The sequence below is a fragment of the Bacteroides sp. D55t1_190419_B8 genome, from assembly GCF_015558905.1.
GTDB classification, from domain to species: domain Bacteria; phylum Bacteroidota; class Bacteroidia; order Bacteroidales; family Bacteroidaceae; genus Bacteroides; species Bacteroides vicugnae.
On record NZ_JADMOU010000029.1, the window covers coordinates 1 to 17,772 of the forward strand.

The 17,772-nt window shown below is 39.6% G+C and carries 16 protein-coding genes; 10 read left to right on the top strand and 6 right to left on the bottom strand.

Annotated elements, in window-relative coordinates; genetic code table 11:
- Positions 1-92: 92 nt before the first annotated feature.
- On the top strand, positions 93-854 hold the full coding sequence (locus I2I13_RS19555; protein WP_195650278.1) for a DUF4396 domain-containing protein: 762 nt from the start codon (positions 93-95) through the stop codon (positions 852-854).
- 110 nt (positions 855-964) lie between these two features.
- On the opposite strand, the gene sucD is transcribed toward I2I13_RS19555, so the two are convergent.
- The 4 genes from sucD to thiD form a co-directional block, all read right to left on the bottom strand.
- Positions 965-1,825: a succinate--CoA ligase subunit alpha gene (gene sucD / locus I2I13_RS19560; RefSeq protein WP_195650279.1), complete on the bottom strand. Its 861-nt coding sequence runs from the start codon at positions 1,823-1,825 to the stop codon at positions 965-967.
- A 33-nt stretch (positions 1,826-1,858) separates the two neighbouring features.
- On the bottom strand, positions 1,859-2,989 hold the full coding sequence (sucC, locus tag I2I13_RS19565) for an ADP-forming succinate--CoA ligase subunit beta (protein WP_195650280.1): 1,131 nt from the start codon (positions 2,987-2,989) through the stop codon (positions 1,859-1,861).
- A gap of 199 nt (positions 2,990-3,188) precedes the next feature.
- Positions 3,189-4,076, bottom strand: coding sequence for an ACP S-malonyltransferase (gene fabD / locus I2I13_RS19570; protein ID WP_148366631.1), 888 nt, complete (start codon positions 4,074-4,076; stop codon positions 3,189-3,191).
- Positions 4,077-4,126: 50 nt separating this feature from the next.
- On the bottom strand, positions 4,127-4,963 hold the full coding sequence (gene thiD, locus I2I13_RS19575) for a bifunctional hydroxymethylpyrimidine kinase/phosphomethylpyrimidine kinase (protein ID WP_004295872.1): 837 nt from the start codon (positions 4,961-4,963) through the stop codon (positions 4,127-4,129).
- Positions 4,964-5,304: 341 nt separating this feature from the next.
- On the opposite strand from thiD, the gene I2I13_RS19580 reads away from it, so the two are divergent.
- From I2I13_RS19580 to I2I13_RS19615, 8 genes are all read left to right on the top strand, one after another.
- Positions 5,305-6,036: an NUDIX domain-containing protein gene (locus tag I2I13_RS19580; protein WP_117513002.1), complete on the top strand. Its 732-nt coding sequence runs from the start codon at positions 5,305-5,307 to the stop codon at positions 6,034-6,036.
- Between the two features lie 126 nt (positions 6,037-6,162).
- A complete protein-coding gene (locus I2I13_RS19585) occupies positions 6,163-7,686 on the top strand; it encodes a xylulokinase (protein ID WP_148366632.1) in 1,524 nt (507 codons plus the stop codon).
- 40 nt (positions 7,687-7,726) lie between these two features.
- Positions 7,727-9,043 carry a xylose isomerase gene (gene xylA / locus I2I13_RS19590; RefSeq protein WP_148366633.1) on the top strand — a complete coding sequence of 439 codons (1,317 nt, stop codon included), beginning with the start codon at positions 7,727-7,729 and terminating at the stop codon, positions 9,041-9,043.
- A 136-nt stretch (positions 9,044-9,179) separates the two neighbouring features.
- Positions 9,180-10,634, top strand: coding sequence for a D-xylose transporter XylE (gene xylE, locus I2I13_RS19595; protein WP_148366634.1), 1,455 nt, complete (start codon positions 9,180-9,182; stop codon positions 10,632-10,634).
- 242 nt (positions 10,635-10,876) lie between these two features.
- Positions 10,877-11,773 carry an agmatine deiminase family protein gene (locus I2I13_RS19600; protein ID WP_195650281.1) on the top strand — a complete coding sequence of 299 codons (897 nt, stop codon included), beginning with the start codon at positions 10,877-10,879 and terminating at the stop codon, positions 11,771-11,773.
- A 150-nt stretch (positions 11,774-11,923) separates the two neighbouring features.
- On the top strand, positions 11,924-12,307 hold the full coding sequence (locus I2I13_RS19605) for a hypothetical protein (RefSeq protein ID WP_195650282.1): 384 nt from the start codon (positions 11,924-11,926) through the stop codon (positions 12,305-12,307).
- A 5-nt stretch (positions 12,308-12,312) separates the two neighbouring features.
- Complete coding sequence (locus tag I2I13_RS19610) at positions 12,313-12,783, top strand: hypothetical protein (protein ID WP_195359008.1); 471 nt, start codon at positions 12,313-12,315, stop codon at positions 12,781-12,783.
- Between the two features lie 84 nt (positions 12,784-12,867).
- Positions 12,868-13,605 carry a hypothetical protein gene (locus tag I2I13_RS19615; protein WP_195650283.1) on the top strand — a complete coding sequence of 246 codons (738 nt, stop codon included), beginning with the start codon at positions 12,868-12,870 and terminating at the stop codon, positions 13,603-13,605.
- A 46-nt stretch (positions 13,606-13,651) separates the two neighbouring features.
- Here the strand turns inward: I2I13_RS19615 and I2I13_RS19620 are convergent, their stop codons facing one another.
- Entirely contained in the window at positions 13,652-14,482 is an 831-nt protein-coding gene (locus I2I13_RS19620) for a GyrI-like domain-containing protein (RefSeq protein WP_229128674.1), read from the bottom strand.
- A 603-nt stretch (positions 14,483-15,085) separates the two neighbouring features.
- On the opposite strand from I2I13_RS19620, the gene I2I13_RS19625 reads away from it, so the two are divergent.
- On the top strand, positions 15,086-16,624 hold the full coding sequence (locus I2I13_RS19625) for a carbon-nitrogen hydrolase family protein (protein ID WP_195650285.1): 1,539 nt from the start codon (positions 15,086-15,088) through the stop codon (positions 16,622-16,624).
- Between the two features lie 96 nt (positions 16,625-16,720).
- Here I2I13_RS19625 and I2I13_RS19630 read toward each other — a convergent pair whose 3' ends face one another.
- Positions 16,721-17,770, bottom strand: coding sequence for a DUF2776 domain-containing protein (locus I2I13_RS19630; protein WP_195650286.1), 1,050 nt, complete (start codon positions 17,768-17,770; stop codon positions 16,721-16,723).
- Positions 17,771-17,772: the final 2 nt, after the last annotated feature.

The following is a 17,772-nucleotide window of genomic DNA, read 5'->3' on the forward strand; positions in this document are numbered from 1 at the left end:
TGTTGTCGATTTTTAAGTTCGACACAAAGGTAAAAGAGATTAGAGGTTGGGACAAGAGCCATACAGTGAGTGCTTACAAAAAACATACAGTCATGCTCAATTTAATAGCCGTTTTCTTAGTATGTTCAGGTATCGGAATTGCAGTACATATTGCCATAGACCTGACACATCGTCCGCAATCAATGAAGATAATGAATGCAGTCTGGATATTATCTGCATTATGGGGAAGTTATTTAGCTTTATGGGCGTATAATAAGTTTGGACGGAGTGGTTCGATGAAAGTTGAGGATGATGGGATGAAAATGGATATGTCTGATATGAAGGGAATGGATATGTCCGGTATGAAAGATAATATGGCGATGGATATGGCCATGCCGGGAGAAATGTCGATGCAAGGAATGCAACGTCCTTATTGGCAATCGGTAGCTTTGTCAGCGCTTCATTGTGGTGCAGGATGTACATTGGCAGATATCATAGGAGAGTGGTTTACAAACTATGTTCCTGTAACTGTGGCAGGAAGTCAGCTCTTTGGTAATTGGGTACTTGACTTTATCCTGGCTTTGATGATTGGTGTTTATTTCCAATTCTATGCTATTAGGGAGATGGAAAAAATATCGGTAGGTAATGCCTTGGCTCGTGCTTTCAAAGCGGATTTCTTTTCTCTTTTATCCTGGCAGGTCGGAATGTATGGCTGGATGGCGATTGTCTATTTTGTATTGTTCATCAATGAACCGTTACCCAAAGACACATGGATGTTCTGGTTTATGATGCAGTTAGCTATGCTTTTCGGCTTCTTCTGTGCATATCCTATGAATGCTCTTCTTATAAAATTAGGTATAAAGAAAGGTATGTAAAATAAATGCAGATTTACTCTAAACGATAAGTATGTAATTACTTATTTGAGGGAGTGAATCTGCATCTATTATGATATGACTACTTTTGTCTTTTATTTCTCTTTTGGATTTTATCTTTTCAATAGCTTCGGTATATCCGAAGGCTCTTGTGCCACCCGGATACCGGCAGCTTTTAAAGATTCAATCTTCTCTTTTGCCGAACCGGAACTTCCTGAAATGATAGCTCCTGCATGTCCCATCTGCTTCCCCGGAGGAGCTGATTGCCCCGCAATAAATGCCACTACAGGTTTGGTTACATTATTGCGGATATATTCAGCCGCTTGTTCTTCTGCGTTTCCTCCAATCTCTCCAATCAGGACGATCGCTTCTGTTTCCGAATCATTTTGAAACATCTCCAGCAGTTGACGGAAATGAAGACCTACAACAGGATCACCTCCGATGCCGATAGCAGTGGATTGTCCCATGCCATTCGCCGTTAAGTGATACACAATTTCGTAAGTAAGTGTTCCGCTACGGCTGATAACTCCGACATTTCCTTCTAAAAAGACCTGTTCCGGTAAAATGCCTATCATGCTTTTTCCCGGAGAGATCAGTCCCGGACAGTTGGGGCCGATCAGCATAGCACCTTTTTGTTCGACAAACTGGTGCGCCTTAATCACATCCAGCGTGGGGATTCCTTCAGCAATGCAGGCAATTAACCGGATGCCCGCATCTGCTGCCTCCATAATGGCATCTGCCGCAAAACGTGCCGGAACAAAAATGATAGAAGTATTGGCTTTCGTTTGTTCAACCGCGTTATACATAGTGTTGAATACGGGGATGCCGTCTACATCTGTTCCTCCTTTGCCCGGAGAAGTTCCTCCAACAACATGGGTTCCGTATTCTTTCATCTTCTTGGCATGGAAAAGTCCGTCTCTCCCAGTAATTCCCTGTACAATCAGGCGGGTGGATTTATCTATTAATATGCTCATAATTGCTTTATTTATTAATGATTTGGGTACTTATTACGCTTTCAGAGCCATAAGGGCAGCTTCTTTCATCGTTGTGGCTATTTGGAAACGGCTGTAATTCCGTAACAGTTCCCGTCCGATATGCTCATTAGTGCCTGTAAGCCGTACGATAACAGGTACATTACTGTTTATCTGCTCGAATGCTTGAAGAAGCCCCATTGCTACATCATCACAGCGGGTGATTCCTCCGAAAATATTAATCAGGACCACTTTCACTTTTTCATCCTGCAATAAAAGTTTCATGGCTTCAATTACCTTGACAGGATTGGAACTACCACCAATGTCGAGAAAATTGGCTGGCTGACCTCCATAAAGTTTAATCATGTCCATAGTAGCCATAGCGAGTCCGGCACCATTTACCATACAGCCGATGTTACCATCCATGTGGACATAGCTGAATCCTTTATCCTTAGCGTCTGCTTCTATTTTTTCTTCCTCCGTCGGATCAAATAAAGCATGTACCTCCGGATGGCGATAGAGCGCATTGTCATCAAAAACAATCTTTGCGTCAATAGCCATCAACGTACCTTTCTTGGTTAGTGCCAGCGGATTTACTTCTACTAATGATGCATCATTTTCCATGAAGATCTTATAAAGTTCCTGAAGGATGGCCGCCATTTTACCCGCCTGCTCCATTTGAGGAAAGAGGGAGAAAGCAAAACGCCTTGCCAGATAGTCGGGAAGACCAATAAATGGATGGATTGAATATCGGATGATTTTTTCCGGTGTTTGACGGGCTACCTCTTCGATATCCATACCACCGGATGCACTCATCATCAGAACGACAGAACGTGTATTCCGGTCGATGGTGTAACTGACATAATATTCGGCAGCAATATCTACCGCCTCACTAACCAGTACTTGATTGACCGGAAGACCTTTAATACTCATTCCGAGAATATTCTTAGCTTCCTGATAAGCGTCTTCCGTATTATTTACCAGTTTCACTCCTCCGGCTTTTCCCCGTCCTCCGGTTAATACCTGTGCTTTTATAACCACTCTGTCTGTTCCCATCCTCCGGTAAGCGGCTATGACACCTGCGGCTGTACGGCATAAAGTGTGCCTCTCGACAGGTATTCCGTACTTGGAGAAAATCTCTTTCGCTTGATATTCATGTATTTTCATGGCTCATAAATTTGAGTAAATGATTCCTGTAATAAAAACAATAGCAAGATACGGAAAGTTTGCCGGAAAAGAAAAGTAACGGGGTGTTATACAACATGTTAGTCCGTATGCTATGAATAGGCTTAATATAAAAAAGCGTGTTGGCAATAGTTACCAACACGCTTCATATATTTAAAGATAAACTCTTTCTTACGGATGCTTATGCAATACCGTGAGCGTTGACAGTACCGTCAATTTTCTTAATCAGTCCTTGAAGTACTGCACCCGGGCCACATTCTGTAAAATCAGTAGCACCGTCGGCAACCATATTCTTAACAGACTGTGTCCAGCGTACGGAAGCAGTCAGCTGGGCAACCAGGTTCTTTTTGATTTCTGCAGGATCAGTGTGAGGAAGTGCGTCTACATTCTGATATACCGGACATTTAGGAGTATGAATTTCCGTAGCCTTGATAGCAGCTTCCAACTCAACTTTAGCAGGGTCCATCAATGGAGAATGGAAAGCACCACCTACTTTCAGCGGAAGGGCACGTTTAGCTCCGGCAGCTTTCATCAGTTCGCAAGCTTTTTCGATACCTGGTACAGAACCGGAGATAACGATTTGTCCCGGGCAGTTGTAGTTAGCCGGTACGCAAACTTCACCTTCGGCATTTACTGCTGCGCAGATTTCTTCTACTTTCTCATCAGGTAATGCAATAATGGCGGCCATTGTGGAAGGAGTAACTTCACAAGCTTTCTGCATAGCCATTGCACGAGCATAAACAAGTTTCAGTCCATCTTCAAAACTCAATGCACCGGCAGCTACCAATGCAGAGAACTCACCGAGTGAGTGGCCGGCTGTCATTTCCGGTTTGAAATCATCGCCCATGCAAAGAGCGGAGATAACAGAATGAAGGAATACGGCAGGTTGGGTAACCTTTGTCTGACGGAGGTCTTCATCTGTGCCATCGAACATGATATCTGTAATGCGATATCCGAGGATATCATTTGCTTTTTCAAACAATTCTTTTGCTAAAGCTGAGTTTTCATACAGGTCTTTACCCATTCCTACAAATTGAGCGCCTTGACCGGGAAATACAAATGCTTTCATATTTTTATTATTTAATTGATTTTTAATTGCGGGTGCAAAGTTACGTATTTTTATGATACAACCGCACAAAATGTACACATTTGTGCAACGGAGTCCGGAAAATGCCATAAAGGGCCGTTGCCGTGTCCGACATTCAATTCTTTTCCTGCGATAATAGCTTGCGTGATATACGTTTTAGCGTGCTGGATGGATTCTCTCATGGGGTATCCTTTGGCCAGGTAAGTAGCAATGGCAGAGGAGAGGGTACACCCCGTTCCATGCAGGTTATGGCTTTCTATCTTTTTCTCCTCATATATATGGTAGATAGATTCGGACGTGTGCAAAAGGTCGCACATATTGTCTCCCTCCAGATGTCCGCCTTTTAACAAGATGCTAGTATGATAATCGTCCGTTAGCATTTTGGCAGCCGCCTGCATGTCCTGAATGTTGTGAATACTTTTGCCTGTAAGCACCTTCGCTTCGTCGATGTTGGGAGTGATTAATGTCACAAGCGGCAAAAGTTCTTTTTTTATTTCTTCTATAGCTTCATCTGTCATGAGTTTCTTTCCGCTGGTAGACACCATTACTGGATCGTAGACGACGTATGCAGGTGAATATTTTTGTAAACAGTCGGAAATCACACGAACAATCTGAATATCATTTACCATTCCTATTTTGATGGCAACCGGTTGCAGGTCGTCCATCACTGCTTCTATTTGTCCACGAACAATATCAGGGGCGATAGACTGTACGGCACGTACTCCCAGTGTATTTTGTATGGTGATGGCAGTAATAGCCGATGCCGCATAGCCACCTAGAGCGGAGATTGTTTTTATGTCTGCCTGAATACCTGCGCCTCCCGAACAATCGGAGCCGGCAATGGATAAAATGACTGGATGACGTTCCATTTTAGTTTTTTTAATATATACCCGACAAAGATAGAATAAAAAACGATAAGGTACAAAATGACATATCGTTTAAAATACAATAAGTACCTTTGCCGGTATCTGATGAAGATGATATGAAAAGTACTGATAATAAAGCGTCCATCTAGTTTTTGTACTTTGTACAATTACTCACTCGCGGAAATACTAAAATACATATTGTAATTCGTAAGATAACACTAACTATTCATATTGTAGAATGTATGATATGTATTTATGTGAAAAACAATGTTTTATAGCATGGTTCTTATTATTGTTTTGATGAGTTTTAGCCTCTATATTTGCACCGTATTAAAGAAATGGATATGCAAAATTTACAGAAAAATACACCTTTAGCAAACAATCATATATCAGTGGACTGTGTAGTGATTGGTTTTGACGGAGAACAACTGAAAGTGTTGCTTGTAAAACGTGCAGGTGAAGATAATGGAGAAGTATATCACGATATGAAACTTCCCGGAAGTCTTATATATATGGATGAAGACCTGGATGAAGCAGCGCAACGAGTTTTGTATGAACTGACAGGACTTAAAAATGTGAATCTGATGCAGTTTAAAGCATTCGGTTCTAAAAACAGGACAAGTAATCCGAAAGATGTACGTTGGCTGGAAAGAGCTATGCAGTCAAGAGTGGAACGCATTGTAACTATTGCGTATCTGTCGATGGTGAAGATTGACCGCACACTGGATAAGAATCTGGACGATCATCAGGCTTGTTGGATTGCTTTGAAAGATGTGAAAACATTGGCTTTCGACCATAATCTGATTATTAAGGAAGCTATGACTTATATTCGTCAGTTTGTAGAATTTAATCCTTCCATGTTGTTCGAACTGCTTCCGCGCAAATTTACAGCTGCACAATTAAGAACCCTTTTTGAATTAGTATACGACAAAGCTGTGGATGTACGCAACTTCCATAAGAAAATAGCCATGATGGAATATGTAGTTCCTCTGGAAGAAAAACAACAAGGAGTGGCTCACCGTGCTGCCCGTTATTATAAATTTGATAAGAAGATATATAATAAGGTGAGAAGGTAGACCTTATTCAAGTATTAAGTATCAAGTATTAGGTATTAAGTATTAGGCGTTGAATGTTATAGCATTAATTATCGGACATTGAGCGTTAAATCGTAAATAGTAAATCGTTTAATCGTAAATAAAATTATGTTTCTATTAGGTTATGACATAGGTAGCTCGTCTGTAAAAGCGAGTTTGGTGAATGCTGAAACAGGCAAATGTGTATCATCGGCATTTTTTCCGAAAACAGAAGCGAATATTATTGCAGTGAATCCCGGATGGGCGGAACAAGATCCGGAAAGTTGGTGGGAAAACTTAAAGTTGGCTACACAGGCTATTATGACCGAATCCGGAGTGAGTGCTGCTGAAATAAAAGCCATCGGTATCTCTTATCAGATGCACGGATTGGTATGTGTCGATAAGAGTCAGCGTGTATTGCGTCCTGCTATTATCTGGTGTGACTCCCGTGCTGTGCCATACGGTCAGAAAGCATTTGAAACAATCGGAGAGGAGAGATGTCTTTCTCATTTGTTGAACTCACCGGGAAACTTTACAGCTTCCAAGTTGGCATGGATTAAAGAAAACGAACCTGCCATCTATGAGCAGATTTACAAGATAATGTTGCCGGGTGATTATATTGCCATGAAGTTGAGTGGAGAGATTTGCACAACCGTTTCCGGACTTTCGGAAGGTATGTTCTGGGATTTTAAGAACAACCGGGTGGCTGATTTTCTGATGGATTATTACGGATTCGACTCTTCTTTGATTGCAGATATTAAACCGACTTTCGCAGAACAAGGACGCGTCAGTGCAATGACTGCCAAAGAACTTGGATTGAAAGAAGGAACACCCATTACTTATCGTGCAGGTGACCAGCCTAACAATGCTCTCTCTCTGAACGTGTTCAACCCGGGCGAAATTGCTTCTACGGCGGGAACATCAGGAGTGGTTTATGGTGTGAACGGTGAAGTGAACTATGATCCGCAGTCACGTGTCAATACCTTTGCCCATGTCAATCATACAATAGACCAGACACGTCTGGGAGTATTGCTTTGCATCAACGGAACAGGTATTCTTAATTCATGGGTAAAACGCAACATTGCTCCCGAAGGAATATCTTATAATGAAATGAATGTGTTGGCTTCCAAAGCTCCTATCGGTAGTGCGGGAATCAGTATTCTACCTTTTGGTAACGGTGCCGAACGCATGCTGAACAATAAAGAAATCGGTTGCAGCATCCGTGGACTGGACTTCAATGCACATGGCAAACACCACATAATTCGTGCCGCTCAAGAAGGTATCGTATTCTCTTTTAAATATGGCATTGATATCATGGAGCAGATGGGAATTCCCGTAAAGATGATCCATGCCGGACACGCTAATATGTTCTTGAGTTCTATCTTCCGCGATACGTTGGCGGGAGTTACAGGAGCCACTATCGAGCTTTATGATACAGACGGTTCAGTAGGAGCCGCGAAAGGTGCAGGTATCGGTGCAGGCATCTATAAAGATAACAATGAAGCATTTGCTACGCTTGACAAACTGGATGTGATCGAGCCTAATGTGGCGAAACGTCAGGAATATGCTGATGCCTATGCAAAATGGAAATACCGCCTTGAAAAGTCGATGACTGGTAACATACCGGCTCCGGCTCTTTCTTCAGATAAATAATTAACAATCTAAATAATAACCATTTAAAAATAAAAGAATTATGGCAACAAAAGAATTTTTCCCGGGAATTGAAAAGATTAAGTTCGAAGGTAAAGATAGTAAGAATCCGATGGCATTCCGTTACTACGATGCTGAAAAGGTAATCAACGGTAAGAAGATGAAAGATTGGTTGAGATTTTCTATGGCATGGTGGCATACTTTGTGTGCTGAAGGCGGTGACCAATTCGGTGGCGGAACAAAACAATTCCCTTGGAATAGTAATGCTGACGCTATACAAGCTGCAAAAGATAAAATGGATGCAGGTTTCGAATTCATGCAGAAAATGGGTATCGAGTACTACTGTTTCCACGATGTAGACTTGGTTTCTGAAGGTGCAAGCATCGAAGAATACGAAGCTAATCTGAAAGAAATCGTAGCTTATGCAAAACAGAAACAAGCTGAAACAGGCATCAAACTGTTGTGGGGTACTGCCAACGTATTTGGTCATGCACGTTATATGAACGGTGCTGCTACTAATCCTGATTTTGACGTAGTAGCTCGTGCTGCTGTTCAGATCAAGAATGCAATCGACGCAACGATCGAACTGGGTGGCCAGAACTATGTATTCTGGGGTGGCCGTGAAGGCTATATGTCTCTTCTGAATACAGATCAGAAACGTGAAAAAGAACACTTGGCAAAAATGCTGACTATGGCTCGTGATTATGCTCGTGCTCGTGGCTTCAAAGGTACTTTCCTGATCGAACCGAAACCGATGGAACCAACTAAACACCAGTATGATGTAGATACAGAAACTGTAATCGGCTTCCTGAAAGCTCATGGCTTGGATAAAGATTTCAAAGTGAATATTGAAGTAAACCATGCAACCTTGGCTGGCCATACTTTCGAACACGAATTGGCAGTAGCAGTAGACAACGGTATGTTGGGCTCTATCGACGCTAACCGTGGTGATTATCAGAATGGTTGGGATACAGACCAGTTCCCGATTGATAACTACGAACTGACACAAGCTATGATGCAAATTATCCGTAATGGTGGCTTGGGTAACGGTGGAACAAACTTCGACGCTAAAACTCGTCGTAACTCTACTGACCTGGAAGATATCTTCATCGCTCATATCGCAGGTATGGATGCTATGGCTCGTGCATTGGAAAGTGCAGCTGCTCTGTTGAACGAATCTCCATATAAGAAAATGTTGTCTGACCGTTACGCTTCATTCGATGCTGGTAAAGGTAAGGAATTTGAAGATGGCAAGTTGACTTTGGAAGACGTAGTTGCTTATGCTAAAGCAAACGGCGAACCGAAGCAGACTAGCGGTAAACAAGAACTTTATGAAGCAATTCTGAATATGTATTGCTAATAATTAATTCACCACAGAGTAGCACAGGGTCTCGCAGAGTTCATTTTCATTTAATATTGTATTTCTCTGTGAAACTCTGTGTCACTCTGTGGTGAGATTTCCAACTACTACAACACTACTTTATCTACTTATAACCATGATTAATACAACGAACGAGGGTAGTAAACTCTACCTATATTCGATCACCTCTGTCGCCATTTTGGGAGGACTGCTTTTCGGATACGATACAGCCGTTATTTCGGGCGCAGAGAAAGGTTTGGAGGCATTTTTCCTTTCGGCCTCTGATTTTCAATATAATAAAGTAATGCATGGAATCACTTCTTCCAGTGCATTAATTGGCTGTGTACTGGGTGGTGCGATCTCCGGTATATTTGCTTCCCGTTTGGGACGTCGTAATTCCTTAAGGCTTGCTGCCGTACTCTTTTTCCTTTCAGCATTAGGTTCCTATTATCCGGAATTCTTATTTTTCGAATATGGAAAGCCGAACATGGATTTGCTGATTGCTTTTAATCTGTATCGTGTTTTGGGTGGTATCGGAGTAGGACTGGCTTCTGCCGTCTGTCCGATGTATATTGCTGAAATAGCCCCTTCCAATATTCGTGGAACGCTTGTATCATGTAACCAGTTTGCTATCATCTTTGGTATGTTGGTAGTGTACTTCGTGAATTTCCTGATTATGGGCGGTCATCAGAATCCTGTTATTTTGAAAGATGCGGCCGGTGTACTGTCTGTTAGTTCTGAATCTGATATGTGGACTGTGTATGAAGGATGGCGTTACATGTTTGGTTCGGAAGCTTTCCCTGCCGCTTTCTTTGGCCTGTTGTTGTTCTTTGTTCCGAAGACCCCACGTTATCTTGTATTGATACAGCAGGATGAAAAGGCTTACTCAATTCTGGAAAAGATCAATGGTAAGACAAAAGCACAGGAAATCCTTAATGATATTAAAGCTACTGCTCATGAGAAGACGGAGAAAATCTTTACTTATGGAGTGGCAGTAATTGTGATCGGTATTTTGCTTTCTGTATTCCAGCAAGCTATCGGTATTAATGCGGTACTATATTATGCTCCTCGTATTTTTGAAAATGCAGGTGCAGAAGGAGGTGGCATGATGCAAACTGTGATTATGGGTATTGTAAACATTATCTTTACACTGGTTGCTATCTTCACTGTAGACCGTTTCGGACGTAAACCGTTGTTGATAATCGGTTCTATTGGTATGGCTGTTGGTGCATTTGCAGTAGCAATGTGTGACAGCATGGCAATAAAGGGTATCCTTCCGGTACTTTCAGTGATTGTATATGCAGCATTTTTCATGATGTCCTGGGGACCGATTTGCTGGGTGTTGATCTCGGAAATCTTCCCAAATACCATCCGTGGTAAAGCAGTGGCAATCGCCGTAGCTTTCCAATGGATATTCAACTATATTGTATCTTCTACTTTCCCGGCATTGTACGATTTCAGCCCGATGTTTGCGTATAGTTTATATGGCATTATCTGCGTAGCTGCTGCCATCTTCGTTTGGCGTTGGGTACCTGAAACGAAGGGCAAGACACTGGAAGATATGAGCAAACTTTGGAAGAAAGACAAATAAATTAGGTTAGTGTAATTTCATCATGTCATTATGACTTCGGCCTCCTGACATGATTCTGTTGAGATTATGACATCGTACCAATGGTATGGTGTCATAATTGTTTATATACATATCATTCAGTAAATCAATCTTTTATTTTGCATTAATTGTTTTATCGTTGGTGTTACAATTAATGTTTTTGCATTTTTGAGTAAATATGTTCTCCAATGATACGCTTATCTTTGCGTTATAAAAATTGAAGTATGATAACAGAGCAATATAAAGATACCGTTTATTTCTCGAACCTTTTTGTACGTCACTACCCTAAAGTTTATGAAGAATTATCTAATATTCTTTCTCGCCATCATATAGCACATAGGACTTTGATGCACACTAAAGATTATTGGTGCCGAGATTATATGCCAATACAGTGGGGAGCTAATACTTATATTCAATTCCGCTATGAACCTGATTATTTGACGGATAAACCACAGTATAAAACTAATATTGTTCCCGTACTTAAAACCATGAGTAGCAAGATGGATATTATTCAATCGCCACTTATAGTTGATGGAGGGAATGTTGTTGTGTGTGAGGGAAATTCTAAGTGGATGGGATCATGTATAAGAAAGCGGAAACCAATTATTATCATGACAGAAAAAGTGTTCCAAGAAAATTCGCAGATCGATCAGGGAGAAGTACTGGCAATATTAAAGGCAAACTTTCATGGAGCAGATATTATATTTCTACCATGGGATAGATACGATATCTGTGGTCATACAGATGGGATTGTTCACAATATTGGCGATGGTAAGATTTTGGTCAACTTGAAAGTATATCCTCAAAAGATAGAACGGGAGATGAGACGTAGATTGAATGACATTTTTGTAGTTGTGGATTTAAAACTTAGTAAGTATTATGAGAATAGTTGGGCATACATAAATATGCTTCAGACACGTGATATAATCATTGTCCCCGGACTTGGATTACCTACAGATGGAGAGGCTTTAGAACAGATAAAAAAGTTATATCCTTTCTATGAGGGACGAATTTACCAAGTTAATATAGCTCCGATTGTAGAGAGATGGGGAGGTGCGTTGAATTGTTTGTCTTGGACTATGAGTAATTATGTATCTAGTTTATTTTCAAATATAATTTAAAAAGTAGAAAAATATGGAATTAATTATTGGGTTTGTAATATTATTTTAGATTGGTGTAAAGCTTAACCGATGGATAAATGGTAGCAGTAAAATTACGAGTAATCAAAAAAAGATCATTGAAGAATTAAGAAAGCAAAATCAAGTAAAGAAATGAGTATGATTAATCCTTATCCTAGCTTTGTGATATATATAGAGGAATCTCTTTTAGTGAAGGCTTTGGAAACAAGAGAAAATAGAATTCGAGATTTATTAAATTCTAGCTGCTTCGATTTTAGAGATTTATCATCAGGCTATTGGGAATGGAATGGACGCTTATTGCAGAAAGAAAATAATGAATGCATTGGAATATATGAGGTTAATCTAATTGTTTTTGGTACAAAACGATTTCCGAATTGGTTGTCTATTAGGCGCTATTTATTTAGTTTGCGAGGTGAATGGTATTCTAATTACCAATATACTAAAGAACCTGCTTTTTTTATCTGTTCAAAAGAATGGCTATTATTGCAAAAAAAATCATTTAATCCAAAATTTTAAATATTATGATATCAACATTATCGACTTCCAAACCTATCCTTTATATTGATATGGATAATGTTCTAGTTGATTTTCAATCAGGTATTAACAAGTTGAGTGAATACGAAAAGAGAGAATATGAAGGACGATATGATGAGGTACCTGATATTTTTGCAAGAATGGGTCCGTATGAAGGAGCAATTAATGCCTACCATCATTTAGCACGTTTTTATGATGTATATATTCTTTCCACGGCACCTTGGAATAATCCTTCTGCCTGGTCAGATAAACTAATATGGGTGAGAAAATGGTTAGGTACTGATGGTTATAAACGATTAATTCTTAGTCATCATAAAAATTTGAACAAAGGAGACTTTTTGATAGATGATCGCCTCAAAAATGGTGCTGAAAATTTTAGTGGTGAATTAATCTTATTTGGCTCGGAACAGTATCCGAATTGGGACTCTGTTGTTGACTATTTGATATCATCTAAGTGAGAAGTAAAAAAGTTGATATATTCGGTACAACTCTTTACTAAAAAGATTATCTTTACTCAAAGAAATATTAATATGATAATAATTATGGATACTTTGAAAAAGGAAATTGCAGTTTTAATGCAATGCAGTGATTTTAACGAGATAGAGAAACAGCTTCAAGTAATTAATAAGTTAATAGTCACAAACTATATGTTTGAACTAAGTAATGGGCTACGGATTTACCCTATTGAAGTAGAAGCTTATTTTAAAGATGCAAAATTTAATGATGAGTTTGTGCATGGAAATGAACTGCAAAAAAAAAATTATGGAAGATTTTATGTTCATCGCACAGGTATAACAAAGAATTCAAAATTTAAAGGTGGAACAAGAGGAGGCATTGATATTTGTTTATCTGATAATGCTAATGCATATTATGGTATTCTAATTAGAAGCGCTAAGTTTGATGATGGCACAATTAAATTTGGACCGAATAACGTTTTAAAATTTATTGTTGAGGATAAGAATGTAGATTATGATACTTTGGAAAAAGAATCTGTTTTAAAAGAAGCTGTTGAAGATTGCCGTGATAGAGAAAATAGATCAACCATCTTGCATTCTACACGTGTTGGTCTAAGTGACAAGCAAAGTGACGATTTTAAAAACTTGCAATTACGAACGATCGTAGGGCCGCTGCTTTCATCTTATGCATATAAAGAAAAGGAAAATGTATTTAGGAACTATATCGTTAATGATAACATCTCAAAAGAAGAAGCCGAGAAAATTTCTATTGACATCCTCGGATATTGTCCTAAGTCTTTGATAGAAAGTGTATATCAGGTATGATAGCTACTAGTTTTGTATAAGGGTGAAATATCGCCCTTATACAAAATTATTTAACGATTGGAATCCAAACTTCAGTAAGAAGCTCTTTCACATCTGTGTCGGTGGGAGAGTTCAAGTAATGTTCCAGGATTGGAGTTTCTCCTAAGCTATAAAATTGCGGTAATTGTTTCAATATTGTCTCATAAAAGGCATCTAACAATGCATAATCTCCTTGATGGACATAAACTGCGTATGTACCTTGAGGTAAATCCATGTGTTTTATTGGACTAGTAAGAGGGGGATTGGATCCTATTCCTTTTTGAATAGCTATACAAGCGTAGAAACGGCATTTTTCTAATGAGGTAATGTCCGTGTCATCATAAGCTATCCCCCAATAATCTTCCTTATCAGGTAATAAAGAGTTTTCTTGTGCATATTCATATAGGCAATCCCAAGTGTATGTCTCAAAAGCAACTGTGCTACAAGTGTCATAATTGCCAATATAAGATAAAAATAAAACAGGTATTGTTTCTGATTTCACTATGCGGTAAGGAGAAATATATGAAGGATAAGTATGACTTGTTTCCAATAATTTTTTTTGTAGTTCTCGAGGAGTGAGATTGTATTTTTTTTGAAGTGTATTATTTAAAGCTGACTGGTTAGCAAATCCAATATATTCATATATTTCAGCTATACTTTTTTTATTATCTTTGAGTAATTGCTGGGCATATTCCATGCGTGTACGAATGATATATTGATGTAATGTTTCGCTAGTGTAAGCTTTAAACATCAGCTGAAGATTACGAACAGACATGCATGCCATTTTAGCTAATTCAGGTATAGATATCAAGCGATTGAACTCATCGGCAGTTTTGCCTGTCCAATTCTTTTGTATCATGGAATTTAGATAATGAAGAATTGTCTTGATTTGTCCTTGATAGGAGAGTTTGTTGGAATTCATATCTTTTCTTTACCTTTTGGGGTACTCTTTTATTTATGATTGATATTCGCAAAGATAGTATTTATATACGCATCCTATATGAAAATGATTCAAAAGTTGATTCCAAGACTTCTCATATCCGTTTCTAGCTTGAAAAAATCCTTTGGAAAATCTAATTGTTTTGTCTTTAGAATTTTCCAGACTAGAGAGAAGAGGATAGAAGAAGCAGAATCAAATAAAAGCAGCTCTTTTCCGCAGCTAAAGCATTGCTCTAGCCTACTTAAAGCGCCGCTTTCCTTCTCTTAAAACACTGCTTTTTTCTCTTTCTGTTTAAGCAGCATTCTCTATATATAAGAAACATTTTTTTATCTACCCCTTCATCTTTCTTCTGAATTACCTGTGAATAAGAATTTTGTGGGTGAAGGAGTGCTTTTTCACATTTGGAATTTGCAGAAAAAGAGTGCATAAAATAGATAGTATTGTTAATTATTTCTTGGTTTGAAAACACAATTAAAGGAATAGCTATACCTTTGCACTATCTTTTATAAAACACATATTGTTATGGAACAACATCCGATAAAAATTAATAAAGTGCAGATACGCAATCTGCAAATAGAAGATTATGTACAGTTATCTCAGTCGTTTACCCGCGTTTATTCAGATGGTAGCGATGTGTTTTGGACCCGTGAGCAGATCCAGAAGTTAATTAAGATTTTTCCGGAAGGTCAGATTGTTACAGTAGTCGATGATAAAATAGTTGGTTGTGCTCTTTCTATCATTGTTGATTATGATAAAGTAAAGAACGATCATACGTATGCACAAGTGACAGGGAAGGAAACATTCAATACGCATAATCCCAAAGGAAATATCTTGTATGGCATTGAAGTATTCATCCACCCGAGCTATCGTGGTTTGCGTCTCGCACGTCGTATGTATGAATATCGTAAGGAGCTTTGCGAAACATTGAACCTGAAAGCTATCATGTTTGGCGGACGTATCCCGAATTATCATAAATATGCTGACAAAATGCGTCCGAAAGAATATATCGAGCGAGTGCGTCAACGCGAGATTTATGATCCGGTACTAACTTTCCAGCTATCGAATGATTTTCACGTGCGAAAGGTGATGACCAATTATCTGCCGAATGACGAAGAATCGAAACATTACGCCTGTTTGCTTCAATGGGATAATATCTATTATCAGCCACCTACGCAAGAATATATCAGTCCTAAAACTACGGTTCGTGTAGGATTAGTGCAATGGCAGATGCGTAGCTATAAAACGTTGGACGACCTGTTCGAACAAGTAGAATTCTTCGTGGACGCAGTATCCGATTATAAAAGTGATTTTGTTCTTTTCCCGGAATATTTCAATGCTCCTTTGATGTCGAAGTATAATGATAAAGGAGAATCACAGGCTATTCGCGGATTGGCAAAGTATACCGATGAGATTCGGGAACGGTTTATGAATCTGGCTATTAGCTATAATATCAACATTATAACCGGAAGTATGCCATACGTAAAAGAGGACGGACTGCTTTATAATGTAGGTTTCCTTTGCCGACGGGATGGAACCTATGAAATGTACGAGAAATTGCACGTCACCCCCGATGAAATAAAAAGCTGGGGACTGAACGGTGGTAAACTTCTGAACACTTTTGATACGGATTGTGCAAAGATCGGAGTTTTAATCTGCTATGATGTGGAATTCCCCGAACTTTCCCGCCTGATGGCAGATCAGGGAATGCAGATATTATTTGTTCCTTTCCTGACAGATACCCAGAATGCCTACTCCCGTGTTCGTGTTTGTGCGCAGGCGCGTGCTATTGAGAATGAATGTTTTGTAGTCATTGCCGGAAGTGTCGGAAACCTTCCCCGTGTGCACAATATGGATATTCAATATGCTCAATCGGGTGTGTTTACCCCATGCGATTTTGCTTTTCCAACGGACGGAAAGAGGGCGGAGGCAACTCCTAACACAGAAATGATTTTGGTATCGGATGTTGATCTGGATTTGCTGAACGAACTGCATACGTATGGTAGTGTACGTAACTTGAAAGACCGCAGGAATGACCTGTATGAGGTTAGATTCAAAAAATAAAAGAGTGACGCTATACTGTCAAGATAGCGTCACTATGTGCCCTGGATAGCGTCACTATCCGGGGCATATAGTGACGCCCTTTTTATAGAATATTTTTTATTTGGAAGACGTGCCGCTCTCCAATATACTAACGATAGAAAACAGCGTAAAGCATATCGCTCCAAGCCCTGATAAAACACGTGCCGGAATGAAGTAATCTGTATTTACAGTGGCAAGCTCGAATACAAAAGCCGCCAAAAACAGACAAGCCAATGCTGTGAATACCGGAATTAAAGGAATACGGTTGGCGAGTTTGAACTCATGCCGCCAAATTTTAGCCAAAAGAATGACTTTACTGGAAATACTGTAACAGACTAAACCTAGTCCAAGCATGATATATCCGGTAGTACCGTTGGCACTGCCTGAATCGGCTAAGATTATAAAAAATCCCCAGATAAAAGAAATGGATCCCATCAATAAAACGAGTTTGGGCCATTGTGAACGTTCTTTTTCCGAATATACATTGCGTATCTGACGGGCTATGGTAGCTACCAATGCGATCAGACTGGTACAAATGCAGGCAAGCCCTGCCATTACATGACCAGCTACAAAATATGCCGGATGCACATGACTGTTAGCCAATAAAACAAACGCCCATATCCATGCGATAAGAGAAATGAGAATGACAATGATTTCCAATGCCCGTTCCTGACCTAAAGTAAATGCTCCTTCAGGAACTTCATTACCCGTGCCTCTGGAGTTTCCCGGAATCAAAGAAAAACGGGTAGAGGAGGTGGCAGCAGTGGCTACACAACCTGTAATAAAACCTACGCCGGTTATTACATGGCCTGCCACAAAAGCTGAAGTACCGTCTGCATTACTGAAAACACAGATACCTCCGATTATAGTCACTATAGCTGCCAGATAGCCGAGTATTGGTAAACCGTACTTCACAGCTTGATTATATGTATGTATGATTTGCCGGATAATAGTGGCAGCCGTGCAGAACAGCGCAATGCATATCATACCTAATGAGAATATCACAGGGCCTGCTACAACACGACCGCCGGCATCTCCATAATCATAAATGAACGCTCCGTATCCGAAGCAAAAAACAGCCATCAACAAAGGGATTGCCCTGAATAAAATACTAATTCCATAATTCATAA